The following is a 21,027-nucleotide window of genomic DNA, read 5'->3' on the forward strand; positions in this document are numbered from 1 at the left end:
GCTGGAAGCTGTTCCCGCTCCATGCAGACAGCGCAATATGGAATCCAAGATATGAGTGAAATTACCTACCGCCAGGCGATCGCCTTGCAGCCGGCTGCCCTTGAGGCAAGCCTTTCGGCCGTTTCTGCCACATTGAAGGCACTGGACGTTGAGCCCTTGAAACAAGGGACGAACGTCATTGTCGGGATCGGGGCCAGCCTTTATGCAGCCAATGTCGGCGCCGCGCAGATGCGTTCGCAGGGTATCCGAGCGTTCGCGCTTCCCGGGACCGATCTTTACGACGCTTCGATCGATGCCGCTGATGCCTATATTGCGCTATCGGCCTCCGGGCGCAGCGTCGAACCTGCCCGTGCCGTGGAAATTCGACCCAGTGCGCCCACCTACGGTATTGCAAAGGCTGCCGGCACGCCGCTGTCCAAAGTCGTTCGTTACAAGCTTGCCACGCAAAGCGGCGTCGACAGTGGACCTAACACGACAAGCTATCTCGGCTCGCTGCTAACCATGGGGCTTTTGGCTGACAAGGTGGGTCGTGCCTCCGGCACGGATTGGAATGCCCTTCCAAACGCCGCCGCCGCGGTCCTTGCCAGTGTGCAGGGGCAGGTTGAAAAGGCGGCAAAGCTGTTTCACGGCCGTAAGGCAATTGATTGCGTTGGCTCTGCCTGCGCCTATGGCACCGCTGGCTATGCGGCACTTTTGATCCGCGAGGCTGTTCGCGTTGCTGCACAAGATTGGGATACATTGAATTTCCTCCATGGCCCGATGGAGCCGAACGATCGCGATTCAGGCGTCATTCTCTTCGGAAACGGCCGCGAAGTATCGCTTGCCCGCACACTTGCAGGGTTCGGCATCCCAACTCTGCTCATTACCGACCTTACCGACGTTGACGATACTGAAAATCTGGTTATCGTTCATATTCCTGCATTTTCTGCCGGTCTTGCAGATGCCATTCTGCAGGCTATTCCTGCTCAATTGCTGGTCGCCAGCCTGTCGGAAGCTGCCGGTTTGCCAGTCTGCGAGTTCCGATACCGCCAGTCCGATACAAAACTCACGCCGGCATAGCGGAATGCATTTGGCAGACTCTGCCAAGGTAGCCGATGTACACCATCGGCTACCTTGGCTCGATCCAGCCATTTGATTATTCGGGCAAGGTGTCGATTCTGTCCTCAGACCAGCCAGCATCATAGGCGAAGACGGCGCCGCTGTCGTTCCCAAGCAAGTTGCCAACCGCAAAGTCGATCGCCAGTCGTACGGCACCAAGAACAGTCGCCTTCCTGGATAGATGGCTAATGGCAATCTTCACCGGCCAACACAATTCCTCAACGGCTTTTTCGACACCTTTGATGAGAATTGCATTCTGCCCTACGCCGCCGCCCAGCACGACAAGCTGCGGATCAAGAACACTGACGCATGTGGCGACGAGACGTCCGATATCGACTGCATGCGTCTCGATACAGGCTCTGGCGTGCTGTGACGTTTCTGCACGTGCGAACAGCTCAGCCGCAGTTTGCGGCGGCGTTCCATCATGCCCTGGCCAATCCCGACGGCAGCGGTCGATCAGTTCGACCGCGCCCAGATAGGTCTCCAATCCTTGAAATACAGGCCTTTCAGTATGCGACCACGGAAAAGCCATATGGCTGATTTCGCCTGCCCCGCCTCGAAAGCCGCGAAAGAGTTTGCCGTCGACAACGATCCCCAGGCCGATCTTCACTCCGATCTGGAGATAGATGGCAAAAGAATGATCCTTGGCGGCGCCCTCGTGAAATTCAGCGAGGGCCGCACAATTGACGTTGTTTTCCAGAAGAATCGGAACGTCATAGACCTCGAACAAGTCCTCCAGCATCTCAACCAGGACCTTTTGTTCGGTCAGCCATCCCATCGATTTGGATATGATGGTCGGCAGGGCGATCGCGATTGCTCTCAACGGACCGTCCGTGGTCTGGCATTGGGCAATGACGGATGCAACAGCCTGCCTTACCTTCGCTAAGTGAAAACGATCCGAGCTCATACCCTCATCGTTGACAGATGTTTCCGTTTCGAAAAATCGTTGCCCATCGAGCTTGGAAGCCACGACGTTTATCTGTGTTGTGCCGCAGTCGAGGCCGATCACGAAACCTGCGTGCTGTCCCAGTCCGTAGGTTACCGCCGTTCGGCCCAGGGCGCCCTTCGAAATACCATGCGATGCTAGCAGTCGGCTCGCCTCCAGCTCAGAGACCGCAGCAGACATTGTCGGTTTTGAGAATGACAGCGCCGAGCCCAATTGCGGTCTGGTTGCCGGGCCATCATTCACAATCATCTTAAGCACTGCCCGAGCACTATCGGTGAGTGAAGGAAGGAAATCTACGGTTTTTGGGCGGGGCTTTTTCAATACAGGCACTTTTCGTTCCGGCAGGTACGACCTGATGGATACCCCGGCGACATCTCAAACTCAAAAGATATCTCTTAGTTCGATAAGTTAATTTACGATATTTCGAAAGGCAATCTCGCCCGCTCTACGATGTACTGCCAGCGGTCCTATCCCCGGCACCGACGTAAGTTGCTCCGAACCTGCCCAGAACATGCAAATCTCAAAAATCGCGGCGATTGCCCAAAGAGCCGCGATGGTCGCTTCGATATATCCATGCTGGCGCAGAAAGATCGAACCGAAAGCGTTGAATCCCATGTGGCTTGCCTGCTGTAGCGCCGCCGAAGTAAGGATTCCGTAAAAGACCGGCACCGACGCCGCTTTCGATATAGGCGAAATCACCGGTTTCGACACCACGTCCAAAATAATACTCGGCAATGGCCGATGCGTTGGCATTGTTGTCGACGTAAAACGGATATTCGAGGCTGTTTTGAAGAACCTCCCCAAGGGACACATTTGCCCAACCAAGGTTCGGCGATCGGGTCAGGACCTCGCCCTTGCTCACCAGACCTGGAATGGAAATCCCAACGGTGCGCATTTCCTTGTGCGGCCGCTCATAGAGTTTCGTTCATCAATCGAGCGTGATCGGCAAAATAGATCTCCGTCACTCGAAACCGCCCGCTGACGCGCTTGCACTGAACGATCACATCAATCGATATCTTGAGTAGGTTTCGAATGTCATCTCGATCGAGATCTTGGCCGCCGTCGGATTCCTTGACCAGGAGCGTGAGCTGTTCAAACGCCAGACTTGGCGAGTCCGCGTGGACCGTGGTGATCGAGCCAGGGTGTCCGGAGTTGATGTTGCGGATGTAATAGAAGGCGGTTCCGTCGCGCAACTCCTGCAAGAGCACGCGATCTGGTCGCATGCGCAGGCAGGACTCAAGCAGATCCTTTACGCCGAGCTTTGCCAGCCCCTGCCCACCCTTCGAATAGAACAACCTGACATGGTTCGGCTGCGGAATGGTGAGTTCAGGCGTGTCTTCGATGCTGATAAGCCGTTCGTCTTCCGGAATGTGCTGGATCAGCGCTTTCGAGAGGGTTGTCTTCCCGGAGCCCGTTGCGCCGGAAATGATGATGTTCTTGCGCGCGAGGACTGCCGCCTGAAGAAAGGTACGGTATTCGCCGCTGCGATAGGCCATCAGCAAGGGACAATCGTCGGGCTTTTGATTGGTGCTGACGACAACGTTCTCGAACAGCCCTTCGGTCTCCATATTCTCCACCGACAGAAGAACGGATGAGGGCTTACGGATGGTGATGGAGACGGTGTTTCGGGTTGTAGCGGGCGGAATCACGATCTGGATGCGCTCGTCATCCGGTAGAGTCGCGGACAGCAACGGGCGGGTCTCGTCGATGCCCTGATTGGAGAAGCTGGCCACGGCTCGCGCCAGCCGCATGAGCTTGTCGAATGACAGGTCCGGCAGTTCGTGACGCTGCCAGCCCGTGGCTCCCTCAGTCAGCACTTCGCCGGGGCGATTGATGACAACCTCATAGAGGTTCTTGTCCTTAAGAAAGCGATCGAGTGGCAGGAGGAGCTGCCGGACGACCCCGGCATCAGAAGTTTCGCCCATACCCTGCCCTATTTCGTCACCAGATCGGATCGCGGGTAAAAATCGCCCATGACCGCACGATCGTAAATCGTGTTGCGCGGCTCGGTTACGCGCAGCCCATAAATGCTGGAGAAGTCGAGATCACGGGCCACGAAGATCGACACCAGCGAGCCCTGGTGCTTGGTGAGCGTCGGCGGAATGTTGATCGACTGCTCGACCGAGATGGCGGCTGCTTCCTTACCCGCACTTGTTGTCCCCTGCGCCTCGATATTGCTGCTCTGAAGCTCTTGGCCTGCCCAAGTCGCAACATCGCCGACCACCGATAACAATAGCGCGCCGCCAAACCGCTCCCACCAATGAGTGTCGACATAGCCGTCAAAGCCTGCGCGTCCGATCGCGTCAGTTGCCGGCGATGCCAATGTTATGATCACGCCTTTCGGCGTCTTGGCCCGGTTCCACAGGACGAATAAGCGACTTTGCCCGCGCCGCAACCCGCCCCGGTATTCGCCAACAACTTGAGTGCCCTTTTCCATCATCACCACACGGCCGTTGTCGGAAAGGACGTCACGAGTGATCACGCAGCTGGTGAAGCCCGGCTGGTCCGACGATAGCGCGGTTTCCAGCGCGCACGGGATCGAAGTACCCATGGCGACGATGAAGTTACGGTTGCCCAGGTGCCCCGCCTTCGAGCCCTCAAGCACCGCAGGCTTCAGCATTCTGTTGAAACGCTGATCCTCGTTTTCTCCTTGGGCGCTTGCTCCCAGCATACCATCGACCGGGAGGAAGTTGGGGTCGGTGGTTGTGTCGGCGCTCGTAGTTTGGCGCTTGCTGGATTGGCTGCCGTTGAAGGCCATGACCGGCGCCCGCCGCGCCGCATCTAGCAGTTCATCGACGGCTGGCGTTTCGGCCGTCGCCATGGCGGGCGCCGGCAGTTTGATTTGCGGCACGGGAAGCACCACCGGCTCTGGTTCTGCCTTGGCGGGCTCGAATTGGGTGGTCTGGCGGATCACGCCCGATCCCGGCTGCTCGACTTCCTCTTTGGCGCCCTGCCGCATTGACCACATGGCAAAGGCGACGAAGGCGACAACCGCCAGCACGACGGCGCCGCGCTTCACCAGCGGATTATTGTTAGCCTGGCGTGCGGAAGTGGTCTGCGCGCGTTCACCGGGGATCGTTGTGTCTGTGGGTTCTGCCATTGTCCCCTCCCCTACTGGCCGGCGGCCGGAACCTTGACCACCCTCTTGACTGACGGCGAGGTGGTGTTGGTTCCTGGATCGACGCCGACCGGTGAATAGGCCTCGTTGAAAATGCACAGCGTGTCGGAGCCACGCCGCAGGATGAACTTCCGACCGATCGCGTGAACGAGAACGAGAGCGCCCTGCACCGTCTTTGGCACCAGGCTTTCAGTACCGTCCGAATTCTCGATGTAGATCGCTGGCATTTGCTGGTTGCCGCTGAAAGTGAACGTCGTCACCTTGCCATTGTCGTAGACCGCTTGCGGTTCGATTGCGGTCGACCCTTGCACGGCGTAGCGCCAGTTGCGCGGTCCATATTGTTCATGGATGCCAAGAACCTGATCGGCATAACCCGCCTCGGTTGCGCGCTTGCGCGCCTCGCCCTCGAGGCGCCGCTGTTCAGCCTCGTCGGCTGGGTAGCGGTACTTTACATAGAAATAGGTGTTCTGCCCCGCATCGACAGAACCATCGCGGACGACCAGCTCCATCTGATAGCTGCGCTTTGAGCCGTCGCGCCGCGTCGTCACAACCGAGATGTTCGTGGCCGGCTGGTTCTCGCGCGGTTTCAGAAACAGGATGTGTCCGGCTGGTGCAACCTCCCAGGCAACCGAGTTGCCGAGCGCGACATGGGCGATCTCTTCGTCTTGCGCGAACTCAACCTGTACCGACGAGCGGATCGTCCCGACAATGCGGGTGATGTTGTAGGGCTGATAGCTGACGAAGCGCACGCGATTATCCTGTTGCGCACTGGCAGGGATCTCGAGTGCCTGAGAGGCTGACACGGTCAGCACTGCCATAACGGCAGCGCCAAAGATAAATCGTTTCTTCAATTCAAGGCCTCCGGATCGGCCCGGTACTCGCTCGCCACGAACCCAAGCGGGTTCACCAACCGGTCGCTGGAGGAAATCGGGGCATTGGTATAGGAATAGGTGATTGTCGCAACCCAATGGGTCGTGCGGACATCATCGCCGCGGGTGATTGTCCGTGTGTAGCGGACCGATACGACATTGCTGTTGATCAGCGAGATCGACTTGATCGCGATCCGCGAAGTTGACGAACGGCCATAGACATTCTGCGGCGATTCCGGATTGCTGCCGCGATATGTGGCTGCGAAACGCTGCTGCTCGGTGGCGTTCGACATCAGCGAAGCCGTGCGGAAATTTTCCTCGGCCTCCGACCAAACATAGCCTTCGCGTGCCCGGACATAGCGGGCTGCAAAATATTTGCTGACTTCCTCATCATAGCTGGCGGCTGCTGACGAGAGCGCGGACACGACATCGACAATGCCGGTCGAGTTATCGACGCGGATGACGAAGGGTTCGACTGTTTTGAGCGGTGTGAGAGCCACCACGGCCGCGATCGACACACAGGCAAGCGCACTGGCGATAGCGGCGACGAACCAGGCAACGCGCTTTGAGCGTTCGGCCGAGAGCATGCGGTCCTGATCGAAGCGGCGCGCCTTGGTGAAGTAATCCTTGAGGCTGTCCGTGGTTACCATCTCTACCCCGCCTGGCAGGCGCGATGCGAGCCGGCCTCATCGAACCCGACGAAAGCGACATGGCTTTCCTCATCGCCCTGCGTTGAGGCGAACGCCAGCGCGAGCCCATTCTCTGCGGCAAGGGAAGAACGCTGCTCTGACGATGGCTTCTTGCCTCCCTCCCACTCCCACATCGAGCGATTGAGCGGCCGTTTCGAATAACCATCGCATTTCGGGAGGGGATTGGTCAGGGACGCGCATCCGGAGGTGATGACTAACAGGCCAATCAATGTGATAACTCGAACTATAGGCACGCGGTAACTCTCCTCACGGTCATGGGGTCAAGCGTTCTTGCCGGTCAGCTTGTTCCAGCCCCAACCAATCGCGCGCACCACGGTATTGTTGTGCCCGTCACGCGCGGCCGTGTAGCCGTAAGAAAGGGAGGCTCCGCCGGAGGCGAGCGAGGAAGCAATGTTCGGCAACTGGTAAAAGACGTAGAGTGATGCTAGGCCGATGGCGCCGATCGCGATCGGACGCATCAGCACGTCGGTATAAGCATCGGCCGTGCTGAACGTCGTGGCGAAGCTGGTGACCAGCAGGGAACCGACCGCGACGACCAGCACCTGCAGGATCACGAAGTTTGCGAGCTGTGCAATCCAGGCCTCGGTAAACCGACGCGTCGACTGGAACATTGCGAGCGCGATGAAGATCGGCCCGATTGCGAGAACGATCGCCAACGCCACCCGCGCATAGAGTGAAACCACATAGCCGATCGAGGCGACGACGAAGGTTATGAATACAACGACCAGCCCGGCAAAACCGGTCAGCGGATCGACCGGCCATACCGACTGCGCCCAGATGTCGTTGGCGGATTTCTGGCCCTTGTCGAGCAGGCTGTCGAACGTTGTGGCACTTGGCACCCCGCCGGTGTTCAGCGCCTCGGAAACTTCCTTGGGAAGCGTCTCGAAAAAGATGTCGGTCACATAGGTCTGGTATTCGCCGGCATTCCTCACCAGCATCAGGATGATGGCCAGTTTAATGGACCGGAAGGCGAACTCCATGATCGGCTCCTGGACCGATCCGCGCAGGATCAGAAAGCCGTAGAGGATCACGTAAAGGGTAAGTGCTGCCGTCAATGGGCCCGTCACCCATGCGCTGATGCCGCTCGTTCCGGAACTGATGAAATTCTGCAGCGGCGACGTGAACTGGCGATCAAGAACGTCGAAGACGGTATACATCACGCTATCCCCCCAGCGCCCTGTTCATGCGATCGAGCCTGGCCTTGCCTTCGGCCACTTCGGCATTGCGGCAGTTGGGCGTCTGCCCCAGGCCGCCTAAATTGTTCCGGCATCTTGTGATGTGATCGGTCCGCAAATCACCGTCGGCGAGAAACTCGCTGACGGAAATAACCGTCTCCCGTGGCGGTTCTGAACACGCCGCGAGCAATGCTGTGATGCCGCACACTGCAAAGCGCTTCATTTGGAGAGCGCCGAATTCATCGTGTCGATCCGCCTGCGCCAGCCCTCGGTCTGGCGTTGCCCTTCCACCTGGGCCTGAGCCTGCTGCACCATCTGCAAGCCCTGCATCCGAAGGAGATCGGTCTGCAGGAACGCGCTTTCGGCCTGGATGCGGGCCTGCAAGTCGGCGATGTCCTTGGCGTCGCTCGCCGACGAGATCTGCTGGCGCAGCTGATCGATCCCGTCGATCCGCTTTGTTGCCACATCATAGATCTGCTGGCCGAGAGACATCTGTCCGGCATTGCGGTTCTGCACGCGTGCCAGCTCCTGGGCGTAAAAATCATTGGCGGACGTCTGATAGGTCGAATTGCTTTCGCGGAACTTCGACGCGGCATCGCCGAATGCGCCCGAGCCGTTACCACCAAGCAGGCTTTCGATTGCCGCAAAATCCTGTGGCAGCGCCTTGCGGATTTCCGGCTTGTTCAAGAGCGATGCGACATCGGCCATGTTCGTCAGCTTGTTCAGCGATCCGAACAACTGCTCGGCTTGCGTGATTTGCTGATTGAGCGCGTCATACTGCTCCTTCATCGCGTCCAGCTGGCTCGCCCATCGCAGGATGGCCGTTTTGTCGATCACCGGAACACCCTGAGCGCTCGCAACACCGGCCGAGAAAGCGAGGATAGCGGCGGCCGCCGTCATGGATTTGCCCATATGCATCAGCCTGCACTCCTTTGCTGCTGGAAGAGAGGAAGCCAGGCTTCCGGATCGTCGCCGGCAACTGCTCTAATGGTATCGGCGAGTTCAATATTAGCGGTGCGACCGGACAGCACGGCCAGCTCATCGCCGAAACCACTGAGATTGAGCTCGGCAACAATGCTGTTGTGGCCCTGTTTGACGATGAAACGGCGGCTTTCGTTGGAAAGCTCCCGTGCGATCAGCTCATATTCGCGTTCGGTGAGCTTGAACCCATCGACGTAGTCGGTGCGGCTGCCGCGAGAATTCGGCATGAATATCTGTGTCGGGCACTGCTCGATGATCGTGTGGGCAATGGGGGAGTTAATCGCATCGCGCGGGCTCTGCGTGGCGAACAGCATCAGGCCGTTTTGCTTTCTGATGGTCTTGAGCTTGTTTTGGGCAAGATCGCGGAAGCCCTCGTCGGCGAGCGCCTTCCAGAATTCATCAATGACGATGATGATGCGGCGCCCGTCGATCAGTTGCTCGACCCGATGAAACAGGTATGCCATCAGCGGCGTACGGATCTCTTCATTATCGAGGAAGTCCGTCATGTCATAGCCGACGAACTTGCCACCGACACCGAATTCGCCCAAGCCGATGTCCTCGACGACATTGTCGAAGACCCAGCCAAGCGGCCCTCCCCTCTCCCATCTGCGCAGGCGCGCGGCGATGCCCTCAGGGTCGGTGTTGTTCAAAAAAGTGCGCAGCGCGCCGATAGTGCGGCGTTCGACCGGCAAATCGGCGAGACTGTCAATCGCGTGAGCGATGTCACGAACATCCGCGACGGAAAGTTCGCGGGTCTGTGAATCAACCAGTTTGGCTACCCATTGCGCCAGAAAGACCTTGTTCTCCGGCGTCAGTTCCATTCCCTTCAGGGGAGCGCAGCCTGTCGGGCGGCCATTCTTCAGTGGCAGATAGGTTCCGCCAGCGGCGCGCACGAAAAGGTCGGCGCTACGATCCTTGTCGAAGAACACGATACGGGCGTCGAATTTTTCGCCTTGCGACAGGATGAAGTTGAGCAAAACCGTCTTGCCCGAGCCGGACGGTCCGCCAATGAAGGTGTTGCCGAGATCGCCATAATGCATGTTGAAGTAGAATGGCGAGCCGGATGCGGTCTTCAGCATCGCGACGGCTGGGCCCCATTCATTGCCGTTGCGCTGGCCGATCGGATAAGAGTGAAACGGCGAGAAGGCCGCAAAATTTTTCGAGGTGATCGCCCCGGAGCGCACGCGGTAGCGAAAATTGCCGGGCAACTGCGCCCACCAGGCGGCTTCCAACCCTAAATCCTCCCGGGCGACCACCGCTCCGCCATTCGTCAGATGCGTCCGGCTCTTGGCCATATTGTCGGTAAGTGCGTTTACCGAGCCGGCAAACACTGTGAGCGTCAGGTGATGATCGCCGAGCGCGAAGCGGTTCGACTCGAGATCGTCGAGCGCGTCGTCAAGCTCCTCGATCTGCGATCCCGCCTTGTCGCCGGCGCTGACCATCTGGTTCTGCTTGCGCCCCATCACCGTCTTGGCGTCCGACTTTGACAGAAAGGAGAAGCTCTGCGTCAGGATCAGCTCGTAGGGAACGGTGAGCAATCCATCGAACATGCCGGGGCGCGTGCGCGCCGGATATTCCTTGAAGCCGAACATGCCGGCATAGCGGCTCGAAGCTTCATGCCGAATTTCGACTGTTTCGCGCCCGACAATCACGCGGTCGGAATAAATCGCCGAAGAAACACGCCCTTCGGTCAGCGGCACGGCCTCACGGCGGCCGCCGACGAGCTGGTGCAGGACCTCGCTCGGTTCGGAGAAGATCAGCCCATCGCGTTCCTGCAACGAGAGGACCCGCGGCCCGAAGCGCTTCAGACCGGCGGTGACGTTGACGATCGCGTCATCAAGATGCTTGAGCGCATCCTCGTCCAGTTCAACGCCACGCCGCCGCGCCTTGCGCAGCTTCGACAGGAACGCAACCACCCGCTCGGCGGCATCCCGGCCAGGATGCCAGACAAGACTGAGATAGAGATCGTTGCGGAACAGGTCCTCATCGATCATGCGGGCTCGGTACTTGTCGTTCAGCGTGCGCGAGAAGGAATTTTCGAAAGCGCCGTCGGGATATTCATTGTCGCGGCGTCGGATGATATGGGTCCACAGCGCCAGCCGCTCGTCCGCAATATTGCGGTAAAGCGTGTTGAGATCGCGATGCAGTGCATTGAGGTCGAGCGTGTCTGCCGTCTCGAAGGAAACCCCTTCCAGCGCGATGACCACCATCAGGGCACGGGAATCGAGCGCGATCACCCGCTCGTCGACATGGCGAACATACGGAATGAAAGTCTCCGGTTCGAGCTCGCGGCTCTTGACGATGGCGGTACTAGGCAAAGCCGAGGTCCCTTTCATCATAGCGCCGGACGAGCCTCATCGGCGTAAGGCTCGATCCGCCCCAAAAGCCGGTGTTGTGCGCTCTGCCCCGCGTCTCGACCCAACCTAGCAGAACCCGGAACATGTTGTGGTCGTGTTTGACGATCGCTTTGAAAAGAGCATGGAAGGCGAGACCGACGAGCGCATAGGCCACCGAACCAGCCACGATGAAGAGGATCGTCGTGAAGATCATGTTGATCCCCATCGCCTCCATCGTAACCCCGCCGATCATCGCCGGCCTGGTGCAGGCGAGGAACAGGGTGTCTACTTCCAGCACGATCTTTCCGCTCATCAGCTAGCCGCCGGAGATCGTGTTGACGATTTCAGTCGCGCCAAAGATGATGCCGATGCCAAGCACCACGAACGCGGCTTTGCGAAGATCGAGGTAGCCAAACATCCATGCAATACCGACGATAATCACCGCGATAATCGCCAGCAACTTTGCGACATTGCCGGTCAGCATGTCGACGATGTTCTGAAGCACGCTCTCAATTCCGCCCGTCTGGGCGAAACTCTGTTCGATCAAGGCAAGTGAGAACGCGGTTGCCATCGTCGCGATGGTCGCGATCGGCCTGATGCGTGCAGATAGGCTCATATGCTCTTCACTCCTTTTGCTCGTTGGAAAAGACCAGGACGGAGGATCGCCGTCCTGGATTGAATACGTCCCATCGCGGGGCAGCGTTCCGCGTGCGCTCCAACGCCTTCTCCCCTGTGACCGCCTCGGTCGAAGTGGCGATGGCCTCCCCTCCCCCTCCCCGTTCCCGCGGTGCGCGCTCGTTCGCATTGCCTTCCGCGATTTCGATAGTCTCAAGACGTTCGGCAAGGCGCTTGCGTTCTGCCAGCACCTTGCCGTCGTAGCCGACCATCTCGCCGACCAAGGTGTCGCCGTGGCCATAATAGGATCGCAGCATCACGGTCTCGGCCTGCCCGGCCGTTGCTCCGCCCTGCAGCGCTACTTGGTAATAGCCATCGAGCAGCGACCCGCTTGCCTTCAGGTTCAGGCAGAGGTCGAATGCGTCGCTGACCGAAAGCCCCAACCGTCCAAGATTGCCTGAATTGATGCCGGCGAGGCCAAGATCGATGTCGTGGCCTTCCGCGATCAGCATTGTTGCCGCCTCGATTGCCTCCGCTCTTGTTTCGGGTTGCTCGGCGAACGGACGATCGGAATTGGTGCGGATCACAAAGGGCTGAAACCCGCTCTCGACGCTGACGATGGCCGCGAGCGTCTCCGGAGCAATCTGTGGCGCACATTGCTGTGCGAGTTCGAGAAAGGCGACCGGCATGGGTTAGAACCACACGCGTTGGCGACCAGCGCCGTCGATGGTGACATCGACATATCTCGGCTGTTCTCTGATATGTGGACGCGCAGTCACAATAACCTTGCACACCCGCCGACCATCTTCGAAGTACAAGTGGCCGGATCCTTGCGCGCCGCCCCCTCCCCCTCTGCGATCGCTCCTGCAAACGTCGTCGCTGACGGCCTTCGGCTCTGCAGCCGCGCAGCTCACTTCGTTGTGCCCACGATCGCCGGTCCTGGTGACCAGCTGGAACCCGGCGTCGCAGAAATAGGGCTCATAGCGGGGTTTGGACGCGGTGAAGCCAACACCCCTGCAGATCGGAAAGGATCGACCTTTCGCCAAGTGTGACCACAGCCGCTCAATAGGTGGGCGGCATTCGCTGTACTGCGTAGCGCCGCTAGGGTTGGAAAGGCATAGGAGAACCTGGCAACCCCAGTCATCTGCACGAGCTATGGATGTCGAAAAGGTATACAATGAAACGCATAGTAAAATCCTGGAAAGTGCTCGAATGAATACGTTTTTCATGCGATGTCCTCGTCAAAACCGCCCTTGGCGTGCTGCCGAGGCGAATTCTCCATCTTTTCATACTACACGATAACGCATAGGAAAGAAGATGCCAAGACAATTAGAGAGCCGTTGGCACAATACGGTTTTTGCGACCTTGACAACGCACGAAATCATGTCGAAACACCTCCCCAATGAGACGCCAAATTCGCGTCTTCGTCAGCTCGGCATGATGAACCTGCTCTACTCCCTTCAGAAAGCGGACACCGCGTTGACCATCACAAACGTTACGGAAGTGACCGGAATGACTAGGAAAGCGGCGCAAGAAGCGATTGATCCGCTCGTCGTGCGCGGCCTCTTGAAAGAGTCCTGGGGCCGCACCTCGATCGGTCGCGGCAAGGCGCGTCAATACGAGATCGCGCCAGAGATCTTCGAAAAGCTCGGCGGCGTCTACCGAGCGTGACGGGTCCGGCGCGCTTCGCATTCGTTGCAAAAGCTACGTCCATAATGCTGCAAAAACGCACAGTATTGCTTGTGCTAGACCGTGTAAGCATACACGAAGCGCAATTCACCCGCCTGAAATGGCAGACTGATTCGTTTCGCATAGACAAACTGTGTTGATGGAGAAGCCATGCGACAAAAACAGAATGACCTCGGAAGTTGATGCTTCCAAGGTCGGTTCATTGAAGAACGGGATTCTGAAAAGCAGGCTCTTTGACGAGAACCGGCAGCAACAGTCGTATAGTCGCAAAAGCCCCAATTCCTATCAAGTCGAAACGCTACTTCGGGGAACGGGTCTGTTTTGCCGTCGCGGCTTGCTGGTGGGTGCGAACGGAGGTGCTGTCGATCATTTGGATGTCACCGTGATTGGCAGCGGTGACAGCGTCCATCAGCCGATCCCAAAAGCCTGCCTTTTGCCATCGTACGAGGCGGTTGTAGCAGGTGGTGCGCGGGCCATAGCGCACGGGTAGGTTGCGCCAAGGCGCACCGGATCGCAGCACGCAGAAGATGCCGTTCAGCACGCGCCGATCATCAACACGCGGCACACCTCTTGGCTTGTTGGGCAGCAGCGGCTCGATCACGCGCCATTCAAAGTCCGTAAGGTCATATCGGCTCATGGTGAGCCCTGAATCAGAATCCTGTGCGATGTGAAAGGAGCTATTCGGCAAACAACTTCGTTGCGGACATCGCAAATGGCGGACTATGTTTTTGCAGTGGTCCAGTGTGTCATCACCTCGGGATGCTCCTTGAATGAGGCCTCGAACGTTGGCGCGGCCAATATTGCCTGCATGTGCAATGTCGCGCTTCCGGTATTGCGAAACCCGTGCCATCTGCCAGCCGGCACGATAACGGATTGTCCCGTTGACACCGTTTCGCTTTCATCTCCCAACCAGAGCTCGGCTTGACCTTCCAGGACGGTCAGGACTTCCTCGACAGGATGGGTGTGAGACCGTGTGCCAGCTCCCGGTTCCACCCACTGTTCGAAGATGCAGAGCGCTGCAGCGTCGGTGACTGCAGAAACCTGCATCCTGGTCAACACGCCGGGACGCCACTCTTCAGTCGGCTGAAGGCTATGATCGACAATCTGCATGATCCCTCCTCCACTAGCAGAATACCACGGAGCGTGGATCGCTCGCAAATGTCGGCGTGTCGCTGACATCCATACTCCGCTGCGCCGTAGACAATTGCAAAGGACGGCTCTTCACCCATCTCAGCCGTTCGCGTTTATGGGTTCACGGCTTAGCCTCCGGAAGGAGAGTAGCAGGGTGCCAGTCGGATGTTTGGGTTGATCCAACGCGCGGTGTGCGCCTCGCTGATGACATCGGTGAGGTATCTCTGGGGCTTGTTCGGTCAGCCTGCCTCGCCCTTCAGAAGCACATACCGTTAATCTTCGACAGTTGGACAGGGTTCAGCGACACGGGGCCAGCCAAGCGTCGCTGCAGCGATCAATGCGCAAGTATCGCGTGAAGCAGAAGTCTATCTCTGCGCCGACACCGCGATTACCGCTCTCGCCGTCTCCGTGCAACGCGCCGACGGCGGGTGGGTCATCCGCCCAGGCGCTTAATTCCGAACGCTCCTTCAGCGCTGGCAGAACGACAAATTGCGGATCAGCCGCTCATTGTTCGTGTTTGTAGACGCCAAGAACCAACGTCAATTGGAGCTGCTATCTGGGTTGGGACGCTCAATCGTGGCTTTCCGCTGGAGACCATAAGGTGGTCGTCGTCTTGGGCGGACTTGATGCGAGAGCTGCGCCTAACTCGACGCCCATTATTGAAATGTGGTGAACGCGTTCAGGATGTGGTGCGCAAAGGGAGGTATCGATCTTGCCCAACAGAATATCGGAAAGGCCTTCATCGGCTTTTGTAAGAAGTGGCGCTCGCGCTAGCGTGTTGGACGGAGCATACCCACGACCGTTTGGCAGCGCCACACGACAGCGCATTTGGGGCTTGTCAGGTAGCGTGACACTGGTCGGAGGAATTTGGCTAGGGTACTGATGTCCCTCACCCTGTTAATCAGAAATTCCTTTCCCCCACAGGACTGAATTCGGGACACAGCACGGGAACGGAATCGTTTTGAACAGCTTTCTGACGTTGTGTGGCTCGACATACGTTTTGTCCGAGAGTCAGATTTGAAGGAGTTGAAATCAAAAGTTGACAGCCGTGCAGAACATGAAAAAATGTAATGATACTATGGCGATACCTCAAGATCATGTGTCAGGAAATTCTTGGTTTTCAATTTGCTGCTTGAGCTAGATAAATTTAACAATCGAACAACGAGGAAAAGTGGTTAAGGTTTTGTTAACCAAAAACTTCTTGCTGTTGCTTTCGAATCGGGGATTAATCACGCTTCACGAGCACATCGCTTGAGAAAAGCGTTATTCCGGAAATTACCAAATATGAATTTGCTGCCCGATCACGAAGTTCAGTTCGATTTTGATGAGGAGATTCTCGAACAAGGAGAACTCATCTCGGATAAATTGAACATGTTGCGTCTGGAGCAGTATCCTCCTAATGCGCTTAAAAGCCTACGGCAATTTTCATCTGCGGAAGTTGCTGAATTTCTTGGTGTGACACAAAACCATATCAAGAAACTGCATTTGGAGGGGAAGGGCCCCGCTCCTGAAGTGTCTGGTTCTGGCCGGCGTTCGTATACAGCCCAGCAGATGCTTGAGCTGAGACAGTATCTCGACAAACATGGCCGCTCGGACTTTAAACGCTATGTCCCACATCGTCGGCATGGCGAAGCGCTTCAGGTTATCTCTGTCGTGAATTTTAAAGGTGGTTCCGGCAAAACCACCACTGCAGCGCATCTCGCTCAGTATCTTGCATTGACCGGACATCGCGTTTTGGCAATCGACCTTGATCCCCAGGCGTCACTATCAGCTTTGCACGGGATACAACCTGAACTGGATAAAAATCCGTCATTGTACGAAGCGCTGCGCTACGACGAAGATAGAAAATCGATCCGGGACATTATTCGCCCCACCAATTTTCCGGGCTTGGATATCGTTCCAGCAAATCTGGAATTGCAAGAGTATGAATATGAAACCCCGCTGGCGGCCTCGAATAAGAGTTCACCGGAGGGACGGCTTTTCTTCACCCGCATTTCCTCGGCGTTGAAAGAGGTTGATGATCGCTATGATGTCGTTGTCATTGATTGCCCACCGCAGCTCGGATATTTGACGCTGACGTCGCTTACGGCTTCAACTTCTGTTTTGATTACCGTGCATCCCCAGATGCTGGACGTAATGTCGATGTCGCAGTTTCTGCTGATGCTGGGCGGAATACTTCAGTCAATCAAGGGCGCGGGCGCTGCCGTTAGGCTGAAGTGGTTTCGCTATCTTGTGACCCGCTATGAGCCGACAGATGGGCCGCAGGCCCAGATGGTTGGTTTTCTGCAGGCGCTTTTCAACAAACGAATGCTCAAAAGCCAAATGCTAAAGTCAACTGCGGTTTCGGATGCGGGCATTACCAAGCAAACTCTTTATGAAGTTGAAAAGAGTCAGTTCACGCGTTCAACCTACGAGCGGGCAATAGAAAGCCTGAATCTGGTCAATTCGGAGATCGTTTCCCTGGTTCATAAGGCATGGGGGCGCAAATAATGATTTTGACAGCCGTGCAGAACGTGAATTTTACGTGTTATTTCAAAACGCTAGGGTCGATTTGTGGAGGCAATGATGGCTAGAAAGGACCTTTTAGCAAGCATAACTGCTTCTTTGGCGGAGGACCAACCAGCGCATTCACCGTCCGGAGCCCGATCCGAGTACGCCAAGCGTGGCGCATCCCGCTCAATGATGCAGTCGCTCGATGAACTTGCTGAAAATTCTATTCGGATGCTGGACGGAGAAACTGTCGTTTCGCTTGATCCCGGCGATCTTGATGGTTCCTTCATCGCTGATCGAATTGGGGAGGACGATGAGGCATATCTAGAACTAAGGGAAGCAATCCGCCACTCAGGACAATCTACGCCTATTCTGGTGCGTCCCCATCCAGATGATCCCAGACGGTATATGATCGTGTTCGGTCACAGACGGGCAAAGGTCGCAAGAGAGCTTGGATTCAAAGTTCGGGCCATCATAAAGCCGCTGGCTGATATCGAACATGTGCTCGCGCAAGGCCAGGAAAACACGGCGAGAGCCGATCTTTCGTTCATTGAGAAAGCGTTGTTTGCGCGCAAACTCATGGACAGTGGGATGACAAAGGAGACTGTAAAGTCTGCTCTGACTATCGATGATACCCTCTTATCCAGAATGGTCTCTGTCGTCGACACGGTGCCAGCGACTGTCTTGGATGCAGTCGGTGCCGCAAAGGGCGTCGGTCGGGATCGCTGGGAGGAGCTGAAAAAGCTCGTGCAGATCACAGGCAATGCGACCAAAGCAATCGAATATATTGGATCCAAGGACTTCAAGGCTGGAACCCAAGAAGGCTTTAATCTCCTTCTCAATCACATCAAGTCATCAAAAAAGCAGAAAGCACCGAAGCGTGTGGTTGCTCAGGGAGCCTGGATTCCCGATGACAGGTTGGTCAGCGTAACGAGTAGGCCAAGACCGAAGGGGTTTTCACTTGACCTGACAGATAGGGATGCGAAGCCATTTGGTGAATGGATTTCGAATAATTTGGACAGCCTGTATTCGACTTTCAGGCAGTCAAAAAAGTAGCAATGGAGACTAGAACCCGCACAAGAAAAAAGCCCACCTAAACATCTCTGTCTGGGAAGGCCTCTCTCGTATTCTTAGCAGGTCGAGAATCGCATTTCCGGGAATCAGTGTCAAGACATTTTGGCGTCGTTTGGGCGAGCGGATTTCTTTTGCCTATTGAAAGGTAGAAGACGATGCAGTCGGGGAATGCATTCACGACGCCCTTCGGGCGGCGATCGCTGTCGCTTGGCATGCTGGCAACGCAGGCGCAGGCGAGCGACGTCGATCCAGAGGCTTCGGTCGACAAATGGAAGCTGTTTCGCTCCTTATGCGAGGCGCGGGCGCTGATCGGGATTTCCGACCGGGCGCTGGTGGTTCTGAACGCGCTGCTGACGTTCTATCCGCAGAGCGAGCTCAGCGAGGCGGGTGGCCTGGTGGTGTTTCCGTCCAATGTGCAACTGTCGCTGCGCGCGCACGGCATGGCGCCGGCAACGCTGCGCCGGCATTTGAGCGCGCTGGTGGAAAGCGGCCTGATTTTCCGCAAGGACAGCCCCAACGGCAAGCGCTATGCGCGCAAAGCCAGAACAGCGGGGGCAGGGGAGGGCGGCGAGGCCTTTGGCTTCTCGCTGGCACCATTGGTGGTGCGGGCGCAGGAGTTCGACACCATGGCGCAGACGGTGCGGGCCGAGCGGCTGCAGCTGAAGCTGATGAAGGAGAAGGTGACGCTGTTGCGCCGCGACATCGTCAAGCTGATTGAGCTCGGCTTTGAGGAAATGCCTGACATCGACTGGAACGGCCACTACACGGCGTTTCGCGGTGTGATTGATGATATTCCCCGCCAGGCGACGATCCGCGATCTGGAGCCGATTGTCGACGGTCTGGAATGCATCCAGCTGGAGATCTCCAAGTTGTTGCAGGATAAGCTGAATTTGATACAAACAAGCGCCAAAGAGTCTCATTCTGAGCGCCACAAACAAAATTCAAATACCCAATCCACTTCTGATCTTGAACCTGGCTTTAGAAAAGACCAAGGCCAAGCCGACACGCACAACCACAACGGGGATCTGCCGAGCGAACCGCAGCAAGAGCAGGAGGAAGACCAGGCAGCGGAAAACCCGGGCCCGGACCAGAGGATGCCGGAGGCCGCCGGGCTGCCGGCAGATATGTCCGGCCGCAGCGTCGATCTTTCCGGGCTAGGCGCGGAAGCCTTCGAGGCAAAGCCGGTTCCGCTCGGACTGGTGCGCCAGGCCTGTCCGGATATAGCGGCCTATGCCAAAAACGGCCTTGCCAGCTGGTCCGAACTGATGGGCGCGGCCATTGTCGTGCGCTCCATGCTCGGCGTCAGCCCGTCCGCCTATGAGGAGGCCTGTGCGGTGCTCGGCCAGGAAAACGCCGCCATTGCCATCGCCTGCATCCTGCAAAGGGCCGATCAAATCAATTCGGCCGGCGGTTATCTCCGCTCCCTCACCGACAAGGCGGCCAAGGGCGAATTCTCCGTCTGGCCGATGCTGCTCGCCCAGCTCAGGGCCAATGGCACCCATGTCAGGCTGGTCAAGGGGCAGCTGGAATGAGGAAAGAAGCAACTAATAATTGGAGACGCAGCATCACTTTCCTCAGCATGCTTTTCAAACAAGGAACCGACATGACCAAACCTACTCAAAGAGAGCTCATGTTCTTGTTCGCAGGAATACTGTTTCCATCACTGGATTTTATCTACATTTCACCTCTTTCAGAGAGCTACCCGTTTGCATCCGGTTGGACGTTCTGGGCAACGATGCTGATGATGGTGCTGTGTTTCCCACTGCTTAAACGAGCGGTGATCGATAGAGCACTCACTCTCAGCGTTAACGGGCTGGATTCAGCCACGCTAGATTGCTTACAGACAAGCTGATGCTTTGGGCGAGCCCCCCCCTATGTTAGACATCATGCTAGCACAAGCCATCTTGATGGCTGGTGCTTATCATGCTATGTTATTGTTTGAAGGAGATTTGATATGGCTGAACCTCAATTATCTGTGCGCAGTGCCAGAGCTCGTGATCTCGCACACCGGCTTGCTCGACGTGAGAACCGTTCAATCGCCGATATAGTTGAACGCGCGCTTGAATCCTACGAAGTTCGGGAAGCCGGGCGCGAGCCTGCGGCGACGTTCTATACTCGTATAGCAATGACTTACGGCAGCGACGTAGACCTTGATAGCCTAATACGTGAAAATCGGCAGATTCATTCGGGCCTGGAGCTGTGATTTTTCTCGATACGAACGTGATTTCGGAGACGCTAAAGAAGTCCCCAGATCCCGCCGTGATTGCTTGGTTGATCCGCCACGACGCTGAACTTGCTTTACCGACTGTGACCATCGCTGAAATTGCTTACGGTATTCAGAAAATTCGACCTGATCAACGGGCTGATCGTCTGGAGCAAGGTCTTTCAGACTGGCGGCGACGCTTTGCTGATCGGATATTTGGACTGACGGAAGAGGCCGCTCTTGCGTATGGCAAGATTATGGGCGTCGCAAGTCAGCAGGGGCGGGGGATGTCAGCGCCGGACGGAATGATTGCTGCTATTGCATGCATCAATGGCGGCCGTCTTGCTACTCGTAACATGGCCGACTTCACCACGACTGGTCTTGAATTGATATCCCCCTGGGATTTTTGATCTGTGTTGTCGTTATAAAGCGACAGGAGCTGTATTCGACAATCGCAGATAAGGCGCTTGTTGTACGGTTTACTAAAGACACTTGGCACCAAGTTGTCCTGTTCACGCAATTTGGAGATTTGCACCTATCGCTGTCTTCACGAAAATAGTCCCGATATGTCGATGAGGGCGACATATCGGGA

25 protein-coding genes and 1 pseudogene are annotated in these 21,027 nt (G+C 56.8%); 8 read left to right on the forward strand and 18 right to left on the reverse strand.

The genetic code is table 11. From position 1 onward, the window contains the following. Nucleotides 1-51 precede the first annotated feature (51 nt). The gene (locus ACZ5FP_RS26630; protein ID WP_464664971.1) at nucleotides 52-1,059 is read left to right on the forward strand and encodes an SIS domain-containing protein; all 1,008 of its coding nucleotides are present in this window, start codon (nucleotides 52-54) and stop codon (nucleotides 1,057-1,059) included. Between the two features lie 76 nt (nucleotides 1,060-1,135). Here ACZ5FP_RS26630 and ACZ5FP_RS26635 read toward each other — a convergent pair whose 3' ends face one another. The 16 genes from ACZ5FP_RS26635 to ACZ5FP_RS26710 all read right to left on the reverse strand — a co-directional run bounded on the left by ACZ5FP_RS26635 (nucleotide 1,136) and on the right by ACZ5FP_RS26710 (nucleotide 13,077). Next, nucleotides 1,136-2,293, reverse strand: coding sequence for an ROK family protein (locus ACZ5FP_RS26635; protein WP_464664972.1), 1,158 nt, complete (start codon nucleotides 2,291-2,293; stop codon nucleotides 1,136-1,138). 159 nt (nucleotides 2,294-2,452) lie between these two features. Continuing rightward, on the reverse strand, nucleotides 2,453-2,659 hold the full coding sequence (locus ACZ5FP_RS26640; RefSeq protein WP_464664974.1) for a hypothetical protein: 207 nt from the start codon (nucleotides 2,657-2,659) through the stop codon (nucleotides 2,453-2,455). Then, the gene (locus ACZ5FP_RS26645) at nucleotides 2,565-2,939 is read right to left on the reverse strand and encodes an ROK family protein (protein ID WP_464664975.1); all 375 of its coding nucleotides are present in this window, start codon (nucleotides 2,937-2,939) and stop codon (nucleotides 2,565-2,567) included. The genes ACZ5FP_RS26640 and ACZ5FP_RS26645 overlap by 95 nt, the downstream gene beginning before the upstream one ends. A 16-nt stretch (nucleotides 2,940-2,955) precedes the next feature. After that, nucleotides 2,956-3,969, reverse strand: a complete 1,014-nt coding sequence (virB11, locus tag ACZ5FP_RS26650) for a P-type DNA transfer ATPase VirB11 (RefSeq protein WP_464664976.1) — start codon at nucleotides 3,967-3,969, stop codon at nucleotides 2,956-2,958. An 8-nt stretch (nucleotides 3,970-3,977) separates the two neighbouring features. Next, complete coding sequence (gene virB10 / locus ACZ5FP_RS26655; RefSeq protein WP_464664977.1) at nucleotides 3,978-5,144, reverse strand: type IV secretion system protein VirB10; 1,167 nt, start codon at nucleotides 5,142-5,144, stop codon at nucleotides 3,978-3,980. An 11-nt stretch (nucleotides 5,145-5,155) separates the two neighbouring features. Next, nucleotides 5,156-5,980, reverse strand: a complete 825-nt coding sequence (gene virB9, locus ACZ5FP_RS26660) for a P-type conjugative transfer protein VirB9 (protein WP_464665421.1) — start codon at nucleotides 5,978-5,980, stop codon at nucleotides 5,156-5,158. Nucleotides 5,981-6,009: 29 nt separating this feature from the next. Continuing rightward, the gene (locus tag ACZ5FP_RS26665) at nucleotides 6,010-6,681 is read right to left on the reverse strand and encodes a VirB8 family type IV secretion system protein (RefSeq protein WP_464664978.1); all 672 of its coding nucleotides are present in this window, start codon (nucleotides 6,679-6,681) and stop codon (nucleotides 6,010-6,012) included. 2 nt (nucleotides 6,682-6,683) lie between these two features. Beyond that, the gene (locus ACZ5FP_RS26670) at nucleotides 6,684-6,968 is read right to left on the reverse strand and encodes a type IV secretion system protein VirB7 (protein ID WP_464665422.1); all 285 of its coding nucleotides are present in this window, start codon (nucleotides 6,966-6,968) and stop codon (nucleotides 6,684-6,686) included. Nucleotides 6,969-7,001: 33 nt separating this feature from the next. Continuing rightward, nucleotides 7,002-7,898, reverse strand: coding sequence for a TrbL/VirB6 family protein (locus ACZ5FP_RS26675; protein WP_464664979.1), 897 nt, complete (start codon nucleotides 7,896-7,898; stop codon nucleotides 7,002-7,004). 4 nt (nucleotides 7,899-7,902) lie between these two features. Then, nucleotides 7,903-8,139: an EexN family lipoprotein gene (locus ACZ5FP_RS26680; RefSeq protein WP_464664980.1), complete on the reverse strand. Its 237-nt coding sequence runs from the start codon at nucleotides 8,137-8,139 to the stop codon at nucleotides 7,903-7,905. Beyond that, nucleotides 8,136-8,834, reverse strand: a complete 699-nt coding sequence (virB5, locus tag ACZ5FP_RS26685; protein WP_464664981.1) for a P-type DNA transfer protein VirB5 — start codon at nucleotides 8,832-8,834, stop codon at nucleotides 8,136-8,138. Before virB5 ends, ACZ5FP_RS26680 begins: the two co-directional genes overlap by 4 nt. Further along, complete coding sequence (locus ACZ5FP_RS26690; protein ID WP_464664983.1) at nucleotides 8,834-11,236, reverse strand: VirB4 family type IV secretion/conjugal transfer ATPase; 2,403 nt, start codon at nucleotides 11,234-11,236, stop codon at nucleotides 8,834-8,836. Before ACZ5FP_RS26690 ends, virB5 begins: the two co-directional genes overlap by 1 nt. After that, entirely contained in the window at nucleotides 11,208-11,546 is a 339-nt protein-coding gene (locus ACZ5FP_RS26695) for a VirB3 family type IV secretion system protein (RefSeq protein WP_464664985.1), read from the reverse strand. The genes ACZ5FP_RS26690 and ACZ5FP_RS26695 overlap by 29 nt, the downstream gene beginning before the upstream one ends. Nucleotides 11,547-11,549: 3 nt before the next feature. Further along, nucleotides 11,550-11,849, reverse strand: coding sequence for a TrbC/VirB2 family protein (locus ACZ5FP_RS26700; protein WP_464664987.1), 300 nt, complete (start codon nucleotides 11,847-11,849; stop codon nucleotides 11,550-11,552). 7 nt (nucleotides 11,850-11,856) lie between these two features. Beyond that, the gene (locus tag ACZ5FP_RS26705) at nucleotides 11,857-12,537 is read right to left on the reverse strand and encodes a lytic transglycosylase domain-containing protein (RefSeq protein ID WP_464664989.1); all 681 of its coding nucleotides are present in this window, start codon (nucleotides 12,535-12,537) and stop codon (nucleotides 11,857-11,859) included. 3 nt (nucleotides 12,538-12,540) lie between these two features. Then, nucleotides 12,541-13,077 carry a hypothetical protein gene (locus ACZ5FP_RS26710; protein WP_464664991.1) on the reverse strand — a complete coding sequence of 179 codons (537 nt, stop codon included), beginning with the start codon at nucleotides 13,075-13,077 and terminating at the stop codon, nucleotides 12,541-12,543. An 88-nt stretch (nucleotides 13,078-13,165) separates the two neighbouring features. Between ACZ5FP_RS26710 and ACZ5FP_RS26715 the strand changes: the two genes are divergently transcribed. Next, entirely contained in the window at nucleotides 13,166-13,519 is a 354-nt protein-coding gene (locus tag ACZ5FP_RS26715) for a MarR family transcriptional regulator (protein ID WP_464664992.1), read from the forward strand. Nucleotides 13,520-13,853: 334 nt separating this feature from the next. Here the strand turns inward: ACZ5FP_RS26715 and ACZ5FP_RS26720 are convergent. Both ACZ5FP_RS26720 and ACZ5FP_RS26725 read right to left on the reverse strand, forming a co-directional pair. Beyond that, nucleotides 13,854-14,174 (reverse strand): annotated as a pseudogene (locus tag ACZ5FP_RS26720) (IS5 family transposase); the annotation flags it as partial. An 83-nt stretch (nucleotides 14,175-14,257) separates the two neighbouring features. Further along, complete coding sequence (locus tag ACZ5FP_RS26725) at nucleotides 14,258-14,647, reverse strand: cupin domain-containing protein (RefSeq protein WP_464664993.1); 390 nt, start codon at nucleotides 14,645-14,647, stop codon at nucleotides 14,258-14,260. A 1,305-nt stretch (nucleotides 14,648-15,952) separates the two neighbouring features. On the opposite strand from ACZ5FP_RS26725, the gene repA reads away from it, so the two are divergent. The 6 genes from repA (at nucleotide 15,953) to ACZ5FP_RS26755 (ending at nucleotide 20,845) form a co-directional block, all read left to right on the forward strand. Further along, nucleotides 15,953-17,158: a plasmid partitioning protein RepA gene (gene repA, locus ACZ5FP_RS26730; RefSeq protein ID WP_464664994.1), complete on the forward strand. Its 1,206-nt coding sequence runs from the start codon at nucleotides 15,953-15,955 to the stop codon at nucleotides 17,156-17,158. 75 nt (nucleotides 17,159-17,233) lie between these two features. Then, on the forward strand, nucleotides 17,234-18,214 hold the full coding sequence (repB, locus tag ACZ5FP_RS26735; protein ID WP_464664995.1) for a plasmid partitioning protein RepB: 981 nt from the start codon (nucleotides 17,234-17,236) through the stop codon (nucleotides 18,212-18,214). 173 nt (nucleotides 18,215-18,387) lie between these two features. Next, on the forward strand, nucleotides 18,388-19,764 hold the full coding sequence (repC, locus tag ACZ5FP_RS26740) for a plasmid replication protein RepC (protein ID WP_464664997.1): 1,377 nt from the start codon (nucleotides 18,388-18,390) through the stop codon (nucleotides 19,762-19,764). Between the two features lie 71 nt (nucleotides 19,765-19,835). After that, nucleotides 19,836-20,084, forward strand: coding sequence for a hypothetical protein (locus ACZ5FP_RS26745; RefSeq protein ID WP_464664998.1), 249 nt, complete (start codon nucleotides 19,836-19,838; stop codon nucleotides 20,082-20,084). 102 nt (nucleotides 20,085-20,186) lie between these two features. Then, on the forward strand, nucleotides 20,187-20,435 hold the full coding sequence (locus ACZ5FP_RS26750; RefSeq protein ID WP_464664999.1) for a plasmid stabilization protein: 249 nt from the start codon (nucleotides 20,187-20,189) through the stop codon (nucleotides 20,433-20,435). Further along, nucleotides 20,432-20,845 carry a PIN domain-containing protein gene (locus ACZ5FP_RS26755; protein WP_464665000.1) on the forward strand — a complete coding sequence of 138 codons (414 nt, stop codon included), beginning with the start codon at nucleotides 20,432-20,434 and terminating at the stop codon, nucleotides 20,843-20,845. The genes ACZ5FP_RS26750 and ACZ5FP_RS26755 overlap by 4 nt, the downstream gene beginning before the upstream one ends. Nucleotides 20,846-21,027 lie beyond the last annotated feature (182 nt).

This window comes from Phyllobacterium sp. T2-21, from assembly GCF_055378485.1.

Excerpts from the sequence above, each read along its gene's own strand:
- ACZ5FP_RS26690 (WP_464664983.1), bottom strand. The coding sequence starts at position 11,236 with ATGATGAAAGGGACCTCGGCTTTGCCTAGTACCGCCATCGTCAAGAGC.
- ACZ5FP_RS26665 (WP_464664978.1), bottom strand. The coding sequence starts at position 6,681 with ATGGTAACCACGGACAGCCTCAAGGATTACTTCACCAAGGCGCGCCGC.
- ACZ5FP_RS26725 (WP_464664993.1), bottom strand. The coding sequence starts at position 14,647 with ATGCAGATTGTCGATCATAGCCTTCAGCCGACTGAAGAGTGGCGTCCC.
- ACZ5FP_RS26705 (WP_464664989.1), bottom strand. The coding sequence starts at position 12,537 with ATGCCGGTCGCCTTTCTCGAACTCGCACAGCAATGTGCGCCACAGATT.
- ACZ5FP_RS26635 (WP_464664972.1), bottom strand. The coding sequence starts at position 2,293 with ATGATTGTGAATGATGGCCCGGCAACCAGACCGCAATTGGGCTCGGCG.
- ACZ5FP_RS26680 (WP_464664980.1), bottom strand. The coding sequence starts at position 8,139 with ATGAAGCGCTTTGCAGTGTGCGGCATCACAGCATTGCTCGCGGCGTGT.
- ACZ5FP_RS26630 (WP_464664971.1), top strand. The coding sequence starts at position 52 with ATGAGTGAAATTACCTACCGCCAGGCGATCGCCTTGCAGCCGGCTGCC.
- virB11 (WP_464664976.1), bottom strand. The coding sequence starts at position 3,969 with ATGGGCGAAACTTCTGATGCCGGGGTCGTCCGGCAGCTCCTCCTGCCA.
- virB10 (WP_464664977.1), bottom strand. The coding sequence starts at position 5,144 with ATGGCAGAACCCACAGACACAACGATCCCCGGTGAACGCGCGCAGACC.
- virB9 (WP_464665421.1), bottom strand. The coding sequence starts at position 5,980 with ATGGCAGTGCTGACCGTGTCAGCCTCTCAGGCACTCGAGATCCCTGCC.
- ACZ5FP_RS26695 (WP_464664985.1), bottom strand. The coding sequence starts at position 11,546 with ATGAGCGGAAAGATCGTGCTGGAAGTAGACACCCTGTTCCTCGCCTGC.
- repA (WP_464664994.1), top strand. The coding sequence starts at position 15,953 with ATGAATTTGCTGCCCGATCACGAAGTTCAGTTCGATTTTGATGAGGAG.
- ACZ5FP_RS26710 (WP_464664991.1), bottom strand. The coding sequence starts at position 13,077 with ATGAAAAACGTATTCATTCGAGCACTTTCCAGGATTTTACTATGCGTT.
- ACZ5FP_RS26715 (WP_464664992.1), top strand. The coding sequence starts at position 13,166 with ATGCCAAGACAATTAGAGAGCCGTTGGCACAATACGGTTTTTGCGACC.
- repC (WP_464664997.1), top strand. The coding sequence starts at position 18,388 with ATGCAGTCGGGGAATGCATTCACGACGCCCTTCGGGCGGCGATCGCTG.
- ACZ5FP_RS26675 (WP_464664979.1), bottom strand. The coding sequence starts at position 7,898 with ATGTATACCGTCTTCGACGTTCTTGATCGCCAGTTCACGTCGCCGCTG.
- ACZ5FP_RS26745 (WP_464664998.1), top strand. The coding sequence starts at position 19,836 with ATGACCAAACCTACTCAAAGAGAGCTCATGTTCTTGTTCGCAGGAATA.
- virB5 (WP_464664981.1), bottom strand. The coding sequence starts at position 8,834 with ATGCATATGGGCAAATCCATGACGGCGGCCGCCGCTATCCTCGCTTTC.
- ACZ5FP_RS26645 (WP_464664975.1), bottom strand. The coding sequence starts at position 2,939 with ATGCGCACCGTTGGGATTTCCATTCCAGGTCTGGTGAGCAAGGGCGAG.
- repB (WP_464664995.1), top strand. The coding sequence starts at position 17,234 with ATGGCTAGAAAGGACCTTTTAGCAAGCATAACTGCTTCTTTGGCGGAG.
- ACZ5FP_RS26750 (WP_464664999.1), top strand. The coding sequence starts at position 20,187 with ATGGCTGAACCTCAATTATCTGTGCGCAGTGCCAGAGCTCGTGATCTC.
- ACZ5FP_RS26640 (WP_464664974.1), bottom strand. The coding sequence starts at position 2,659 with ATGGGATTCAACGCTTTCGGTTCGATCTTTCTGCGCCAGCATGGATAT.
- ACZ5FP_RS26700 (WP_464664987.1), bottom strand. The coding sequence starts at position 11,849 with ATGAGCCTATCTGCACGCATCAGGCCGATCGCGACCATCGCGACGATG.